Annotated in this window: 12 protein-coding genes; 8 read left to right on the top strand and 4 right to left on the bottom strand. The window is 36.5% G+C overall.

Annotation, left to right across the window (positions count from 1 at the left end; genetic code table 11):
- Nucleotides 1–68 precede the first annotated feature (68 nt).
- On the top strand, nucleotides 69–3,023 hold the full coding sequence (locus J8281_RS14780; RefSeq protein ID WP_210198415.1) for an Ig-like domain-containing protein: 2,955 nt from the start codon (nucleotides 69–71) through the stop codon (nucleotides 3,021–3,023).
- Nucleotides 3,024–3,178: 155 nt separating this feature from the next.
- Here the strand turns inward: J8281_RS14780 and bglX are convergent, their stop codons facing one another.
- Nucleotides 3,179–5,473 (bottom strand): beta-glucosidase BglX, encoded by a 2,295-nt coding sequence (bglX, locus tag J8281_RS14775; protein WP_210198414.1) that lies wholly within the window; start codon nucleotides 5,471–5,473, stop codon nucleotides 3,179–3,181.
- A gap of 428 nt (nucleotides 5,474–5,901) precedes the next feature.
- On the opposite strand from bglX, the gene J8281_RS19985 reads away from it, so the two are divergent.
- The 6 genes from J8281_RS19985 (at nucleotide 5,902) to J8281_RS14745 (ending at nucleotide 9,682) form a co-directional block, all read left to right on the top strand.
- Nucleotides 5,902–6,048, top strand: a complete 147-nt coding sequence (locus J8281_RS19985; protein ID WP_210198452.1) for a winged helix-turn-helix transcriptional regulator — start codon at nucleotides 5,902–5,904, stop codon at nucleotides 6,046–6,048.
- A 165-nt stretch (nucleotides 6,049–6,213) separates the two neighbouring features.
- Nucleotides 6,214–6,771 carry a TetR/AcrR family transcriptional regulator gene (locus tag J8281_RS14765; protein ID WP_246849130.1) on the top strand — a complete coding sequence of 186 codons (558 nt, stop codon included), beginning with the start codon at nucleotides 6,214–6,216 and terminating at the stop codon, nucleotides 6,769–6,771.
- A gap of 49 nt (nucleotides 6,772–6,820) precedes the next feature.
- On the top strand, nucleotides 6,821–7,009 hold the full coding sequence (locus J8281_RS14760; protein WP_210198413.1) for a hypothetical protein: 189 nt from the start codon (nucleotides 6,821–6,823) through the stop codon (nucleotides 7,007–7,009).
- 101 nt (nucleotides 7,010–7,110) lie between these two features.
- On the top strand, nucleotides 7,111–8,022 hold the full coding sequence (locus tag J8281_RS14755) for an NAD(P)/FAD-dependent oxidoreductase (RefSeq protein WP_210198412.1): 912 nt from the start codon (nucleotides 7,111–7,113) through the stop codon (nucleotides 8,020–8,022).
- Between the two features lie 266 nt (nucleotides 8,023–8,288).
- Nucleotides 8,289–8,636 carry a hypothetical protein gene (locus J8281_RS14750; RefSeq protein WP_210198411.1) on the top strand — a complete coding sequence of 116 codons (348 nt, stop codon included), beginning with the start codon at nucleotides 8,289–8,291 and terminating at the stop codon, nucleotides 8,634–8,636.
- Nucleotides 8,637–8,890: 254 nt separating this feature from the next.
- Complete coding sequence (locus J8281_RS14745; RefSeq protein ID WP_210198410.1) at nucleotides 8,891–9,682, top strand: DJ-1/PfpI family protein; 792 nt, start codon at nucleotides 8,891–8,893, stop codon at nucleotides 9,680–9,682.
- Between the two features lie 106 nt (nucleotides 9,683–9,788).
- On the opposite strand, the gene J8281_RS14740 is transcribed toward J8281_RS14745, so the two are convergent.
- The 3 genes from J8281_RS14740 to J8281_RS14730 form a co-directional block, all read right to left on the bottom strand.
- Complete coding sequence (locus J8281_RS14740) at nucleotides 9,789–10,694, bottom strand: AraC family transcriptional regulator (protein ID WP_210198409.1); 906 nt, start codon at nucleotides 10,692–10,694, stop codon at nucleotides 9,789–9,791.
- A gap of 102 nt (nucleotides 10,695–10,796) precedes the next feature.
- Nucleotides 10,797–11,306 (bottom strand): hypothetical protein, encoded by a 510-nt coding sequence (locus J8281_RS14735; RefSeq protein ID WP_210198408.1) that lies wholly within the window; start codon nucleotides 11,304–11,306, stop codon nucleotides 10,797–10,799.
- A 426-nt stretch (nucleotides 11,307–11,732) separates the two neighbouring features.
- Nucleotides 11,733–14,987, bottom strand: coding sequence for a M36 family metallopeptidase (locus J8281_RS14730; RefSeq protein ID WP_210198407.1), 3,255 nt, complete (start codon nucleotides 14,985–14,987; stop codon nucleotides 11,733–11,735).
- Nucleotides 14,988–16,001: 1,014 nt separating this feature from the next.
- On the opposite strand from J8281_RS14730, the gene J8281_RS14725 reads away from it, so the two are divergent.
- Nucleotides 16,002–16,589 carry a superoxide dismutase family protein gene (locus J8281_RS14725; RefSeq protein WP_210198406.1) on the top strand — a complete coding sequence of 196 codons (588 nt, stop codon included), beginning with the start codon at nucleotides 16,002–16,004 and terminating at the stop codon, nucleotides 16,587–16,589.
- Nucleotides 16,590–16,632 lie beyond the last annotated feature (43 nt).

Below are 16,632 nucleotides of genomic sequence, written 5' to 3'. Positions count from 1 at the left end.
AATCTTTAGAACCCTCCTGTTATTTGCAGGTAAAACAATACATATTCAAATCATTTAAATCTTAACTCATGAAAAAAACCTATTTAATTTTATGGGCCTGCTTGATTTCAATTGTCGCTACGGGACAGATAGAAATCAACATTGATACAGAAGGTATCAAAGGCCCGGCACTTAGAGATCTCTACGGTATTTCTGCTTTTAGCGGAAGCTCACTAAACGTTGCAAATAATAATGACTATCAAAAATGGGTCGATGAGATGGCACCATCTTTTGTTCGGTTTCACGCTTCGAACCACAACAAATGTGGTCATGCCGGAACCTGGATTGACTGTAATAATGAGACCTGGGACGAAGATCGGATCGTAGATATTCTTGAAGAATTTTCTGTTGATGGAAGCGGTATGATGCTTACCGTTTTTAACTATCCACCTTGGAAGCTTCTAGGAAAGAAAAAGCCTAGTAAGCTTGATATCGAGTTTTATGCAAAATGGTGCGCAGAACTGGTACGTATTGTAAATATCAAACACGGTTTTAATGTAAAATATTGGGAACCTTTTAATGAATGGGATGGCAAAGGATATAGTGGTATAGAGATGGCGGAACATTATGATGCTTGCTATACCGCTATGAAGGCTGTAGATCCATCTATTAAAATCTGTGGTCCTGTGACCAGAAATTCAAGCGATAAAACTATTGTACCCTTTTTACAGAATATTAAGCGGCCTCTTGATCTATTTTCGTATCACGAATACGGAGGCGGTGGCACCGGAAGCAGAGACGGTGTATATAAACGTACTAAAAAATTGCTAAACGGTGCTCGTAATGTAAGAAACAAACTTAATGCCAATGGATTCTCAAATGTTCCTTCATTCATTGGTGAATGGAATATTGTTTGGAGTTGGAACGCCCCGGGATGGGAATTTCAAGTGAACGAAGTGGGTGCAGTATACGATGCGCTAAGCTTTAAATATCTTATCGAAGATGGACCGGCCAACAATGTTATTGCAATGACAGCCTGGGAGGATGCCGGAGGTAACTACGGCAAGATCAAAAAACGATTCGACGGTTTTAATCCGGGGGGTCATGTATTTGATTTGTTCAACGAGCATGCGGTTGGAAATGCGGTTCGTTCTATATCTTCATCACCAGATCAGGTAGAAGCCTTTACCGTATTACAATCTAACGGTTCTGCTATGGTTGCGGTGATGAACAGAGGATTTAGCGGTACAAAAAACGTTAAGCTGAATACAAATGGGTGGGCTCCGCTAGATCCATCGTCTATAAAGAAGTATGTAATTAATAATAGAGGAAGAAGCGAAAGTACAGTTTCATGGTCTTCTATCACAGAGCGTAGTTTTTCGATACAAGAAGATAATGTGATCATCTTTGTTATCGGGGAATCTGCTCCGGCACCTGCACCAGAATCTATTGCTATCAACAACTGTAATAACACTATGTTAACAATAGGTGACGAATATGTATTGAACTTTTCTGTCTCACCTACCGGAGCTAATAGAAGTGTACAGTGGATATCTGATAATCCGGCTGTAGCTTCAGTAGATAACCAGGGCAAAGTAAAAGCAATAACTGCCGGCGAAGCTTTGATAACTGTTACAAGCACAGAAAATAGAAATGTAAAAGCCACTTGTACAATTTCCGTAAAAGAACCCACACCTGACACCTTTCCCTGGGTTGAAAATTTTCAATTATCAGATGGAATTGATAACGATAAAGGAGCTACAGGTTGGGTCGCCTCACGTACATCAGGAACATTTAGTGTACAGGGAAATAGATTTACCACAAATGGATCTGGGTCAGAAGGTATGTTCACTACTAATTTTATTGATATAAGCACTACAGCTTCGGCAACATTGACTGTAGCTATGGATACTGAGGGATCTATCGACGGACCTGGTCCATACGCCGATTATATCAAAATATATACCAGCACTGATGGAGGTGATTTTGTACTCCAACACGAAGAAACAGCGGGTAATATTAATGCGAAAGTGGTAGAAATTCCTATCCGTTATGGTGATTTACTTCGTGTACGGGTAGTTGTAAAAACTACAGCTGCAGATGAGTTCATATTTATCGATAGGATTTCGGTAACTCAAAATAGTGATGTAGAACTATATTCGCTCACTGTAGCGTCTGGTAACGGAAGTGGATCATATCCAGAAGGTACGCAAGTTGTAATAACAGCTAACGAAGCCCCAGATAACTTTGTGTTTGATCGATGGTCTGGAGATGTATCGTATTTAGCAGATAAAACTTCTGCAGAGACGATAGTTACCATGCCCGCACAAACTATTTCGGTGACTGCGATGTATAAAGAGCTTCCTGTATCAGACGGACCTTGCGCAATAACAGGTGGTTCTATCCAATTAAAAAATGTGTTGACCGGAACGTTTTTATTCGCAAGAGGAGCCACAGGTACTGTTAGCAGTTCGACTTCTAACAGTGATGCCGGAATATGGGAAGCCATAAAAATTAATGATAAACAATGGCAATTGAAAAATATGGCATATGATCTGCATGCCTACGGAAGAAATGACGGTAAAATTAAACTAGGAACAGGTAATACTTCGAATTATTTATGGGAATTCGAAGAATTAAATGGGAAGTGTGTTTGTAAAAATGTTCAATCTAATAATTACGTTGGTCTTAATGGCAGTGGCTGGGTACGTTTACAATCCACCCTAGATGCCGATACGTATTGGGAGATCGTTCCTAAAGAAGGGGCACAAGAAGTAAATGTGTCACAATTATCGACCAAATTGAGCGTTAAAGGCATCAAAATGTTTCCGAATCCTCTCAAATATCGTTCATTAAACATAATAGCACCTATGGTTATTGAACGTCTAATAGTAGCAGATCTCTCTGGTAAAATTATTTATGAAGCATTTCCTGATCAGGATGCTGCTATTGTGCCGGCATCAATATTTACTGAAAGTGGTGTTAAAATCATAAAAGTTATAATTGAGGGGCAAACGATTATCGAAAAACTTTTGGTAAAATAATAATAGAATATTTTAAATCAATTAGAAAAAGGAAGCTTCAGTGTACCGTGTATTGAGGCTTCCTTTTATTTTTTTCATCTAGTAAACTACCTCGAGGCATTGAACACATAAATCTAAGCGACTTCTAGATTTTGATAGTTGTGTTTGGTAGTACTTTATTGCGTTATTTCGAATGATGTTGCTAAGGTAGTGTCTGAGCTTCCCCCGATAAAAAGATCAAAAATACCAGGCTCTACTACAAACTCATAGTTATTATCATAGAACCCAAGCGTATTGCTATCCAATTGAAAAGAAATTGTTTGTGATTCTCCCTTTTTAAGAGATACAAGCTCGAATCCTTTCAGCTCTTTTACGGGTCGGGTGATACTTGCATGTCTATCCCGGATATATAATTGCACTACCTCTTTTCCGTCATACTCACCTGTATTAACAACCTTTACAGAGGCTTCAATTAAGGGATCTTCTATTTTAGATTTTTTAACTTGAAGTTGAAGATTTTCATAGGTAAATTCTGTATAACTTAACCCATAACCAAAAGGATATAAAGGTGTATTTTCTTCATCAATATAGTGGGACCAGAAAACTACATCTGGAGCCGGTTCACTTGGTCTTCCTGTATTTTTATAGTTATAATACACAGGCACTTGACCTACACTTCTTGGAAACGAAACTGGTAATTTTCCACTAGGGTTATAATCGCCGTATAGCACTTCTGCGATAGCATTGCCACTTTGGCTGCCCAATTGCCATGCCTCTACAATTGAAGGAATGTGTTTGTCTGCCCAGGTGATCGCTAGAGGTCTTCCATTGTTTAAAATCAGAATGATATTCGAATTAACCTGAAAAACTGCTTCTAATAGTTGTTGTTGAACACCAGGAAGTCCTAATCGAGTTCTACTTCTTGCCTCTCCACTTTGGTATCCTACTTCTCCCAGTACCATAATCACAACATCAGATGATTTGGCTACTTTTAATGCTTCAGAAAAGCCGCTTTTATCGTTTTGATTTATCTTTACCTGATTGGTAAAGGAAGTTTTGTTGGTATAAAGGTCAGCACCTTTAGCATATGTAATAGTATTTGATGCTCTATAATCTTTCAATGCTTCTAAAACCGAAATTGCGCTACTATCTTCTGCTGCTATTCTCCAGCTCCCTAACGGGCTATCTTTATCATTGGCCAAAGCCCCTATCACGCCGATATGTAAACCTTGTTTTTTTAAAGGCAATAGGTTTTTATCATTTTTAAGTAATACGATAGATTTTTTTGCCATATCAAGTACCATTTCTCGAATTTGGTCATTACCTATAATACTATCCTCTCGTTTTTTATCACAATAACGGTAAGGATCTTCGAATAAACCCAGTTCATATTTCACCTTTAAAATTCGTCTAGCCGCATCATCGATAAGAGATGCTTCGACTTTTCCCTCTTTTACAAGTGTGGTGAGATGTTCTACATACAAATACGACTCCATATCCATATCACTTCCTGCTTGTAGGGCAATTGCTGCTGCTTCTTTACCATTAGAGGCGCGACCATGATTGATCATTTCGGCGATAGAACCCCAATCTGAAACTATAAATCCTGTAAAACCCCACTTTTTTTTCAAAATATCGCGTTGTAGCCATTCAGATCCTGTGGCAGGAACGCCATTTAATTCATTAAAAGCATTCATAAAAGTTCTCACTCCTGCTTCCTGAGCAGCTTTAAAAGGTGGGAAAACTATATTGTACAGCGTCGAATTTCCTATGTCTACGGTATTGTAATCTCTTCCGCCTTCGGCAAATCCATAACCGGCGAGATGTTTTGCACAAGCTGCTATCGTATGCTTTTCAGAAAGGTCATTTCCTTGAAAACCTTGCACTCTTGCTCTGGCGATTTGTGCACCTAAAAAAGGATCTTCTCCTGCACCCTCCATAACACGCCCCCACCTGGCATCTCTCGATATATCGACCATGGGAGCGAATGTCCAATTAATTCCGGCAGCAGAGGCCTCTAAGGCAGCGTTTTCTGCAGATCGCTTTATCGCTTCTAGATCCCAACTCGCGGCTTCTGCAAGAGGTATGGGGCTTAACGTTTTATATCCATGAATCACATCAAAACCTATAAGAAGAGGAATTCCTAAACGGGATTCTTTTACCGCGATTTCTTGTACCTTTCTTACCTCTTCTGCGCCCCTCACATTTAACATAGATCCTACCCAACCTTTTTTGAGATGTTCATACTTTTTTTCTGAAGCACCTGATTGCGGTACAGGACCTGTTACATCCCAAAAACCATTATATTGGTTCATTTGACCAATCTTTTCTTCTAGGGTCATCAAACTGAGTAAAGAATCTACTTTGGCATCTATTCTTGTTTTACGTTTATTGAGATCAAACCTGGTTTGCGAAGAAAAAATAAACACTAAAAAAACTAAGAAAATTAAAAGTCTTGCAGAGGATTTCATACACCTAAATATTTTTAATTTTTTGAAAACGAAATAATTAGAAAATTGAGAACGTATGTAACCGCTATGCTCTCACATTAAAATTTTATTACTATTCATTTCATGTATTCAAAATTCATATGTTTTAATGACACGCTAAATACGTATTTTTTTTTGTTTATGCCATCCGCTACCCTCCTGTTTTCTATTCTTTTTTTATTAACCTATTTGTTGTGTATTTCTTTTTGTAATCATAATTATCGATATATCAAGTCGTAATCAATCTCTCCATCACAGGACAGCCTACCTGATCAAAATTAGTAGTATTCACTAAAAAAGCTATTCTCGATACCTTAGATGTCTGATTTTGAAAATTTTATCTTAGACGGAAAAAATAAACAATGTCCTAAAGAATATACACGTTGCTCTCACCGATACTCTAAACATTAATAAAACGCAAAGTTTACGATCAAACTCCTGTTCTTATTGAATACGAACTTACCGAGTCTGGAAAAAATATGTCAACACTTATAGATCATCTGATTGATTGGGGAATGCGTCATAGAGAATTAACGATTATAAAAAGCATTGATTAAGTACATAAACTTCTGCTTAGACCAAAATCTACCGATGAAAATCTTTTAGTTAAATATAAGAGATATAGAATATTTCAATTTAAGTTATAGAAATTGGCATATCAAAATCATATTTATATGTCACATATATGTGACATATTTAAAATTTTAAGTATCTTTGTCTCTATGATAGCTGAAACTAGATATCGAATAATCAATGCGGCCATAGAGACATTTAATACAGATTTTTCTGCACCACTACAAAAGGTAGCCGATAAAGCTAATGTAACAAGACGTACACTGCACCGCTATTTTAAAGACAGGGACGAACTAGTTATGGTTTGTGAGCAAGAAATGGAAACGAGTTGTAAAAAAGCGATGATTTTGGCTATAAAAAGTTCTAATGATAGTCTTGTTCAATTAGAAAATATGTTGTATGCCGGTGTAGATTGTGGTGCTAAATATTCCTTTTTCTACAAATTACATCAAAAAGAGGGACATAATCACAATAAAAAGAACAAGAATTGCGCCGATTATGATTATATATATAAACGTTTTAATGAAATTATAACAGATTTACAAAATAAAGGAATCATACGAATGGATATGCCTATTAGCTGGATTCAGAATTTGCATGCAGGTATAATAAGCAGCACTGTAAATGCAAATGATGATTCAAACTTGGGCATCGAAAAAATTAAAGAATTCGCTTGGGAATCGTTTCTAAGCGGTATTAAAAAATAAAAAATTTAATCCTATATGTCTCAAAAATGAGACACAAACACGAAGCTTTATGACTGATGAACTTATTCAACAAAACACGTGTACTCTAAATCCTTTGGATTTGAAACACCTTAAAATTACTACGTTACAATCAGATTACGAGGTTGTTTTGATTGACGCTCAAGGAAATGAAATTCTAAAAGGTTTTGGCGACTCTATTGTTAGTGCCCTGAATGACCTGCATCAAAATTTGATTTAAATATAATGACTCGTAGAAGACAATTTATAACAAAAAGCTTTTATGCAACAGTTGCTTTTACCCTTCCGTTACCACTATCGGCTTTTAAAATAAATGATAAAATGATAAAGAATAATAACTTTGATGTAATCATCGTTGGTGGAAGTTATGCAGGACTTTCTGCTGCGATGACCTTAGGCAGGTCGCTTAGAGATGTACTACTAATTGATGCTGGAAATCCCTGTAATAAACAAACACCACATTCTCATAATTTTATCACCCAAGATGGTGCTCCACCTGCATCCATTTCTGCTATAGCAAAAGAGCAAGTGTTAGCATATCCCAAAGTGCAATTCTTGCAGGATACTGCAAAGAGAGGGTTACAAACTAACAACAGATTTGAAATCATTACCGAATCTGGTCAATCTTTCCAAAGTAGGAAACTTATTTTTGCTACCGGAATCAAAGATATTTTACCTGAAATTGAGGGTTTTGCAGATTGTTGGGGTAAAACCGTAATACATTGTCCTTATTGCCATGGGTATGAAGTAAAAAAACAGAAAACCGGAATCTTCAATAATGGTGATGAGGCATTTGAAACTGCAAAACTCATTTCTAACTGGACGAAGGACCTCGCTATTTTTACAAATGGAAAATCAAAGTTAAGCGAAGAACAAACAAGAAAACTACAGCAAAAAAATATTAGTATTATCGAAAAACCAATTACTTCTGTAGTACATGAGAACGGTTATATGGAAAGACTCAAATTTGAGGATAGTACTACCATGGCACTAAACGCTATTTATGTACGTGTTCCTTTTAAACAACATTCAAATATCCCTACAGAATTGGGTTGTGCATTGGATGAACATGGTTACCTTATGGTAGATTCTTTCCAGAAAACTAACATTCCAAGTATTTATGCCTGCGGTGATAACACAACTTTTATTAGGTCTGTTGCTCAAGCCGTATATGCAGGTAATCTCGCAGGTGCCATGGTTAATAGAGAGATGATAGAAACAGATTGGGAATAGGTTTGATCGTATCTGCCAAGCTAAATGCCTAAAACTGTATGCATCACAAGTGTATTAGGTTTGTACACCATAAGCTAATTTAATACAAATTCACAAGACACAGGTTGGAAACTAATTTTAATATCGAGGCAAGCTTTGAACTATTCACATCGATTATCGGGCAGATATTTTAAGTTTAAAAACACCATTTATTATCTTTGTATAAACATTTTGAATTGTATAGGTTGATATCCATATTTCTTCTTCTTTGTTTGCATTTACAGCCTATGCAAAATGTGTATACCTGGACTAAATTCTTAGTTAACCAGGACTATATCGCAGCGTTTCTATGTATTAATAAAGAAAGACCAAAATTGCAATGTAATGGTAAATGTTTCTTAATGCAACAACTTAAACAAAATGAACCTAAACAAAGTGAGGATGAGCAATTTCCGTTGACGGAAATTACTAAGACTGAATTTATCGACTTCTCAAAAATATCAGATAAATCCTTACCCAACAAAATACCGTCTCTCAAGAAACAATTTTCTCTTTATCATTTTGGTACTTACGAGCAAGTAAATCGGGAAATCTTCCATCCGCCAAAAGTTTACTTCGCTTCCAGAATGCTATAGTGTTGGCTTTGCGATGCCACTTACTTATAATCCTATTAAAAGGCCAAAGACCATACCTTGCCTGGTCAACCTGTATATGTTTATTAGGCAGTCCTCGATTCGACGGCGCAAACCCATGTTGTTTCTTTCAATAGCAGTGTTAGAAGTTGTTTACAGTATTCAGCAAAACAGAAATAGAAAAAAATTCAAAAAATTATTAAATAGTGTGCCAAAATATTAGTTCAATTTTGGTATGAAACTAAAAACATAGTACTATGAAAAATCTTCAAAAAAATATCGTGTTAATACTCTTATTCGCTGTATCGATCTCATGTAATAATGGAAAACAAGAGCATCATAAAGCGGTATTTAACAAAGAAAATACAAAAGACTTCATACCAGAAAATCAAACCGACAGAATCAAGGTTGCCTTTTTGATCTATCCCGAAATTGCAATACTTGATATGACAGGCCCTATGGATGCCTTTATTAAAATAAACCGGATGACCAAAAATCAATACGAGGTGTATACAGTATCTGAAACGAAAGATATGATTACCACCCAAGGTCACATTTTAGAGATAAGGGCAGATTATGTATTTGAAGAAGCGCCAAAGCCCGACATTTTCATTATACCGGGAGCCAAAGTTGATAAAGTAGAGGCTATGGTTGAAAAGACAGTGTATGCTCAATATATACAAGAAACTTCGGCTAAAGCTAATATAACAATGTCTGTATGTACAGGTTCTTTCGCTCTTGGAAAATTAGGAATACTTGATGGGAAAAAGGCAACCACTCATTGGATTTTGAGTAATAAGTTCGAAGATGATTTCAAGAAAACCGAATTGGTTCGAAACGTTCGCTATGTTAAAGATGGAAACATCATTACAACATCGGGAGTTACTACTGGAATAGATGGTGCGATTGCCATCATTTCTAAATATAGTAGCCCTGATTTTGCCGCAATGATATCCCGTGGACTTCAGTATGAAACAAAGTCGGTAGATCAATGGCCAAAATTACCTTCTAAACCGATGAAACACGGAGACAGCTCACCAATAGACTAAGTAACAGATTTTTTAAGTAGAACTTAAGAAAAAATGGTTAGTTTAAAATTTTGTTCAGAAAACTTTGAACACAAAGTTTTCTGAACTTTAATAAAGCGAAATTCTTTTAATTAAAGGACTTTCTAAACTCTGATGGCGTAATCCCTGTTTTCGTTTTAAACAGTTTACTGAAGGATTGTGAATATTCAAAGCCTAACTCGAAAGCAATTTCACTTATAGAAGCTTCAGGAAGGCTTAATCTTTGTTTCGCTTTTTCAATAAGTTTATCGTGTATATGCTGCTGTGCCGTTTTTCCTGTTAGCACCTTCAACATAGCTGAAAGGTAACCAGACGAGAGATGAAGTGATTCACTAATTGACCTAACAGTTGGTACTCCATTAGAAAATGCCTCATCACCGTCAAACTTTTGCGAAAGTATCTTTTCAAATCGAGTTAAAATCTTGTGATTTTCTTTTTCTCGCGTAATAAATTGCCTGTGATAAAAGCGCTGTGCATAATTGAGTAACAATTCTATTTGTGTAATAATGACTGATTTACTGAAGATATCGGTATGGTTTTTACACTCTTCGTCAATGTTTTGAAGTATCTTCTCGATATTGGTTTTCTCTTTATCAGATAAAAAAATTGCCTCGTTTACCGCATAATCAAAATAGTCGTATCCATTTATTTTCTCGGCTAGAGAGGTATTCCACAAAAAATCCGGATGCATTAGTAGCAGCCAACCTTTATGTGATAATTGTCCGGTAGCTTGCACGGCATATACTTGACGAGGAGCAACAAACATCAATTTACCTTCATTAAAATCATACTCGGTTTGACCATATCGCATCCTAGCATTGACACTGGTTTTGAGCGCAATCATATAAAAATCCTGAGTAATTTTATCTGGTTCATCGACATTAAGATGTTCAATTTCGGGGATATGTATTACACTCACCAAAGGATGCGAAGGTCCTTTTAAATTTCTAAATTTATGATAATCGGTTATGTTTTTAAAATGCTCGTGTTTCATCTTGATTGTTTAGTATATCAAATAGAACGAAATTGCCTTTCAACAACCAAAAAAAGGAAAACAAACTAATATTTAAAGCTTTTTTGTGGTTGTGCTGAATAGTTATTCGGGAAATCCTGTCTCAATAGGTCCATCAAATAGAATATATGCAGTACACTGCTTAGTAAGACAATTCGCCGCATGAAATTCATCTGCTGGTTGATAGAGATACGAACCTGGATTCAACAATGAAGCGGTTTTTTCACTACCCCCTTCTTTCCAATGTTTCATCTGGCCCTCGACAAGCCATAAATGATATCCATAGGTGTGATTGTGCAAATTACCACTCCCCGTGTAGTTTTTACTGTATCGAAATAATGTAAATGAAGCACTGTTTTTTGGATTTCCGTTTAATGTATGGTACCGTGGACCATTAGGACTTTCAGCGTGTAACGGCTGGAATGAACGACCCAAAGCATCTACATTAGTTATAATCTTCAAGCTCTTTGAACCAAAAGACTCTGGCCAACCGTTTGTATGTGTTATCGCTTTTTTACTACAAGAAATCGTTGATGCCATTAATAGCATTAACAAAAATATACCGAAAGTAGTTCTTTTCAATTTTAGTATCATTCGTATTTAATTTTTGACAAATTTGAGGAAGAACTTCATCATACCTGTAATCGTATCACGGTTTGTTGTATTCAAAACAACGATTTACCCTAAGTATTAAAAATTGTCATGAAAAAGAAGTAATTGTTCTTAGAAATTTAATGAACAACTCCTAGGTAGCGCCCCGGCTTAATTTAATACTAACAATGAGTAAACCACTATTTTTTACGTTTACCCCCCGCCTTTTTCTAATAAAATGGCAGGTGCGGCTTTTCTAATGCATAAAGCAGGTTAAAACGTTCACATCTTGATTATCAGTAAAATAATAGAAGGCCATCAAAATAGACGGCCTTCTTGATAAATATAGACATGCTCAACAAATCACTTAGAAGAATTTTTAGTTTTCTATATTTAGTTCATTTTAGCATCTTATTAATATAACCACAATTACTGAACTATTAATTTCTGTAATACAGCTTTTTCTCCTTCTATCTCAATTTTTACCAAATAGATTCCGGTTCCTAAGGATAAATCTTTAGCAGAGAAAGTGTTCCTACCAGAACTTAGAGAGATTTTCGATTTTTTACGTCCGAGCAGGGTGTATATGGTAGCTGTCGCATTTGTAGTCGTTTTATTCCCCATGAATAGTGTAAAACTATCTTTTGTAGGATTAGGCCATAATCTCAAAGATGACAAGGTACCTTCATCTTCATCTCCGATACGAGCGGTAGTAGCACCCGTGAAATCAGATGTTATTGCCAAAGTACCCCCACAAGATCCTTCGTAAATTTTTACATTAGAAAATGTAGAATTGTTACCAGAACCGGTATCATTATCATTAATGAACACCAATCGATCCATACTACCAGTGTAAAAATTACCTACAGGAATTACATATTTGGTTGTCCCTCCTGCATAATTGTCATAATTCGTAATCCCATAGTTTTGAGTACCATGAAGTTTAAAGTATTGTGTAGCCGTTAGAGTATTGTCATTTTCAAACCCTATCCCATGGATTTCTCCCTGATTTGTACTACTAAAGTCGAATTCTATAACGGTATTGGCAGTGACAGTATAATTTAGAGCAATTTGCTTCCAGGTATTATTACTCAGTACCAATGAAGCTCCTCCGTTTCCAACTGAAAAATTTCCGGCGGCGTCTTGATTTGAGAATGGATTGATAGTAAAATCATTAAAGTCTAGCGCTTCACAAGTTGGTGGTGGTGTAACCGAACCATTTTGAATACGTACATCATCAATGGCGATATCACTTTGCCAACCACTGGTACCACTACCTGTTACTACAGTAAATCGCAACTGCACGCTAGCCTCACTCGAATATGCAGATAGATCGACATTTGCTGCATTCCAAGAATTGCCTTGATCACCCGTTTGATTGAAAACACTCACCCAATCTCCTTCGTTATTGGTTCTGGCTTCGACTGTTAAACTGTTAATAGCACTGCCTAACATATGATACTGAAATGTAAGTGAGGGCGTCGAGAGATTACTAAAATTTAAACAAGGAGACAATAAAATTGCTTTTTTATTGGGGAATCCTGTTCCATTACCAGAAGCTTCAACATAAATGTAAGTATCTCCGTCGGCAGCAGCCGTAGGGCCCGTAGCATTAGAAGGAGTGCTCCCTGTATTTCTTGTCCAGTTCAAATCATCTCCTGTTTCGGCTTGTGCCCATTGTCCAAAATTTGATTCAAAACTTTCTCCAAAAGGAAAAGAAGTAATCTCACCTTTACAATCTTCGGTACCTGGACCTCCTGGTCCTCCACCATCACAAGGATTCACGAAAGAAACGGTCTGATCTGTTTGACCATTTGATCCTCCGTTATTGTTTTCGTTTGCATCTTCACCAACTCCTCTTTCCGCGAAAGCTTTCCAAATTAAACATGCATACTGTCCGCCGTACAAATCTTGATCTGCTTGCAGGATTCCATCGCGACCCGATACAAAACCAGGATTATTCGCTGTATTTTTAAGTCCTTCGATTACCAATGCCATAGCAATATTATTTCCACCGGTCCCTGTATAAAAATCAGGATCGAAGCCTTCTTGATCAATTAATAACCAAGTCATGTCCCATAAAATTGTAGCAAAAGCATATCCTACTCCATGCGGTCGGGCCAATCCGCCTATATCTGCATAATCGGTGTCGTTGATAGATCTGTTTGTCGAATAACGAGTAGGTCTGATACCCTGTCCGTTAACTCCCTGACCTAAAACGTAAGTACCTACACCCCTACCGTCGGTACCAGAGTCTCCTGCTTTCATAGTAAGCATTAAGCCAAACCAGTCTGACCATCCTTCACCCATTTGTTCTGATCCTCCTAAAGTATTTGAAGAAGGTCCTCCAACTAGACGAATAGATATACCATGACCATACTCATGAGCGATAATTACATTATCAAGGGAACCATCGCGCCCCGGACTGGTGCGATTCCATAGAAACATCTGCATTCTAGGGTTGCTACCATCACCAGGAGTTGCAAAATTTGCATTATTAGTACCACTTCCGTCTTGAGCATCGGCATTAACTGAATCGCTACCTCTTCCTCCTTTTCCGTAGTTATTTTCCTGAAAATTTCCGCTAGCTTCGTCGAAACCGTATTGATACCAAACATCGTGCATGATGTTATTCCAATAAAACAGATTCGCAATAGATGCATCTCTATAATTACTGGGTGCCTGGTTGAGGTTAATCGGAAAATTAAAATCCAGATTTGATCCTCCATCAGGAGAAAAACCCGTTCCGTTGTTTCCATTACTATCATCCTGAGCCCATACGTTGTTACCGCGAGTTATTGTGAATTCTGCTCCTGCGCTTCCGTTGGTATCATGCCAACCAAATGGAGACGCAGTAGTATTTGCAGGATTACTAGCTATAGAACGATTCCCTTCATCGGGGTTTCCTATGGGCATTGCATATACGTTATAAGAGTCGGGAGCTACAAATGCAGAAGCCTCGCTTTTTGTCATAGGTCCTATATTCGCTATGTTTTTATGTGCCGATTGGTGATCATGCGATGCATGACCATGAGGTGCATCAAAATTACAGGATATCACCCAGTTATTTTCTCTCAAAATCTTATTACTAGCGGCATCCACATAAGAATTCCACCAGTTTTGAGCTCCCTTTTCGTACAGACTAACATTCCATGTAAGATGAAGTTTGTTTCCTTCTAAAATATATACTTGTCTTACTTTAATGGGCTGATCGGCTGTGATTCCAGAATTTTTGTATTCGTAAATAGTACTGCCTCTGGATTTACTCTGTGTTGATGATAGAGTTTTGGGCGATGCTAGATTGTGCGCTCGAATAACAGCACGAATAGCATTTTCTGGCGATGTTGAAGCTTTGGTAAATGTAGCTTTTGCACTAATCTCCTCAATAAACTGGTTAATTTCATAGGTAACTTCACCGTTTTTAACCGTTAGTTTATAGGTTCCATCTTCGATAGGGATTCCCTTAAGATATTGTTTGATGTAAACATGGGTAATACCAGATTTTAGAGAAGGCACCTCATCAGTAATTCGCCATTCTGTATAATCATCAATCGTTGCTGCCGACTTCGAAGTGGTTACGATAGCGTCTTCAAAGTGATTTCGGACAATGGTATTCATGTCCTGAGCTAAAAATGTTTGCATGGTCAAGAAAAACGCAAAAGCAAACGAGTAAACTTTTTTCATAAAGATAAGTATTTGAGTTTGTGTCTTACAAAATTAACAAAAATCAACTGTTTTATCAATATGACTACTAATCACCTACTAATTTATCATAAATTAACATTTTTATTTAATTACAAATAAAATATAAATTCTATTAGTTAAATTGATGGTTGAGCATAGGTTGATCTCTTACCAATACTACAACTTTTACATTTGATTAAAATATAGGTATTCAATTATGATAATTAGAAGAGATACATATACCATTATCATGTTACGGGAAAAGTGTCAAAATTTCTTTGTATTTTTTTTCATCTTTTAGATGAATCATGTTTACAAATGCAATTTTGACTAATAAAATTACTGTAAGCTTAAACAAAATATTCTAAGATTTTGTTTTGAAGCCATCTAGTTATGAAATAAGCCATAACCATTAGGATGATACCCACCGATATGATTACATGGCGATTTCACCAGCCTACCAGCCGCTAGGCGGGCAGGTTTAACCATTAAAAACAAAGTAAGAATAAACATAAGAAGTGCTATACTTTTGATGCTACGTTAAATTCTAATCGTTTATTGTAGTACCAGAACAAGTAGCTCAACAACGCTTTGGGAACACAAGATCTTCGACAGTTGGTTAGAAAAATATGATGTTTATAGACATGTTACCAAAATAAACACAAAAATTTCTTGAAACCAACCATCCCAGATTTATACAATGTATATTTCTCAATCTAAAATACTTACTACTCACTATTGAATTCTCTATCTATTATTTTGTCATCAATTAAAATGGCATTATATTACAATAATTGAATGGGTTTACACTTTTTTGATTTAGGCAGAACTAACCAATAGGAAGGTTTGACATGGTGCGATTGTAAAATATTTTGTGCTTAGATAAGGTAATTTTTTATTTATATAGCAGTGCCGCGGAAGTCAAAAATTATTAAACATACCTGCAAAACGGCATTTTTTTTAGCAAATTGAAAAAAGTGTACACCAGTTCGCTAATCATACGAAACAAAAACTATGAAAACATTAAAAGTAATAGTACTTATCATTTTAGCAATGAGTAGTAGCTGTAAAGGAGAGAAAAAAGAAGAAAAAAATCAGCAAAATGACTCTCACAGTGAAGGTTCACCTCAGAAAAAAGGAGAACCGGAAACAAAAACTTTGGAAATTTCCTTAGAACCAAAAAGTGATAGTAATGCATCTGGTAAAATTATGTTTACAGAATCCATGGGTTTAGTAACTATGATTGTTAAAATTAATGGGTTGAGTGAAGGTAAACATGCTATACATATTCACGAAAACGCAGACTGCTCTTCTCCCGATGGAAAATCTACAGGGGGCCATTGGAATCCTACATTAGAAGCTCATGGTAAGTGGGGAGCCAAAGATGGATATCACAAGGGTGATATCGGTAATTTTAAGGTAGATCCTAACGGAAATGGAAATTTAACGTTTGCCACCAACGAATGGTGTATAGGGTGTAATGATAAAAAAAAGAATATCGTAGGTAAAGCGGTCATAGTTCACCAAGGCGTTGACGACTTTACTACACAACCAACCGGTGCCGCAGGAGGAAGAATTAGCTGCGGAGCTATCATACAATAAGTACATTAAATACGACAAAAATGTATAGCAGAACCTATGAAGA

Source organism: Aquimarina sp. U1-2 (assembly GCF_017897595.1).
In the GTDB taxonomy this organism is placed as follows: domain Bacteria; phylum Bacteroidota; class Bacteroidia; order Flavobacteriales; family Flavobacteriaceae; genus Aquimarina.
The sequence above is the reverse complement of the archived record's forward strand: the minus strand, read 5'-3'. Positions and strand labels throughout refer to the sequence as shown.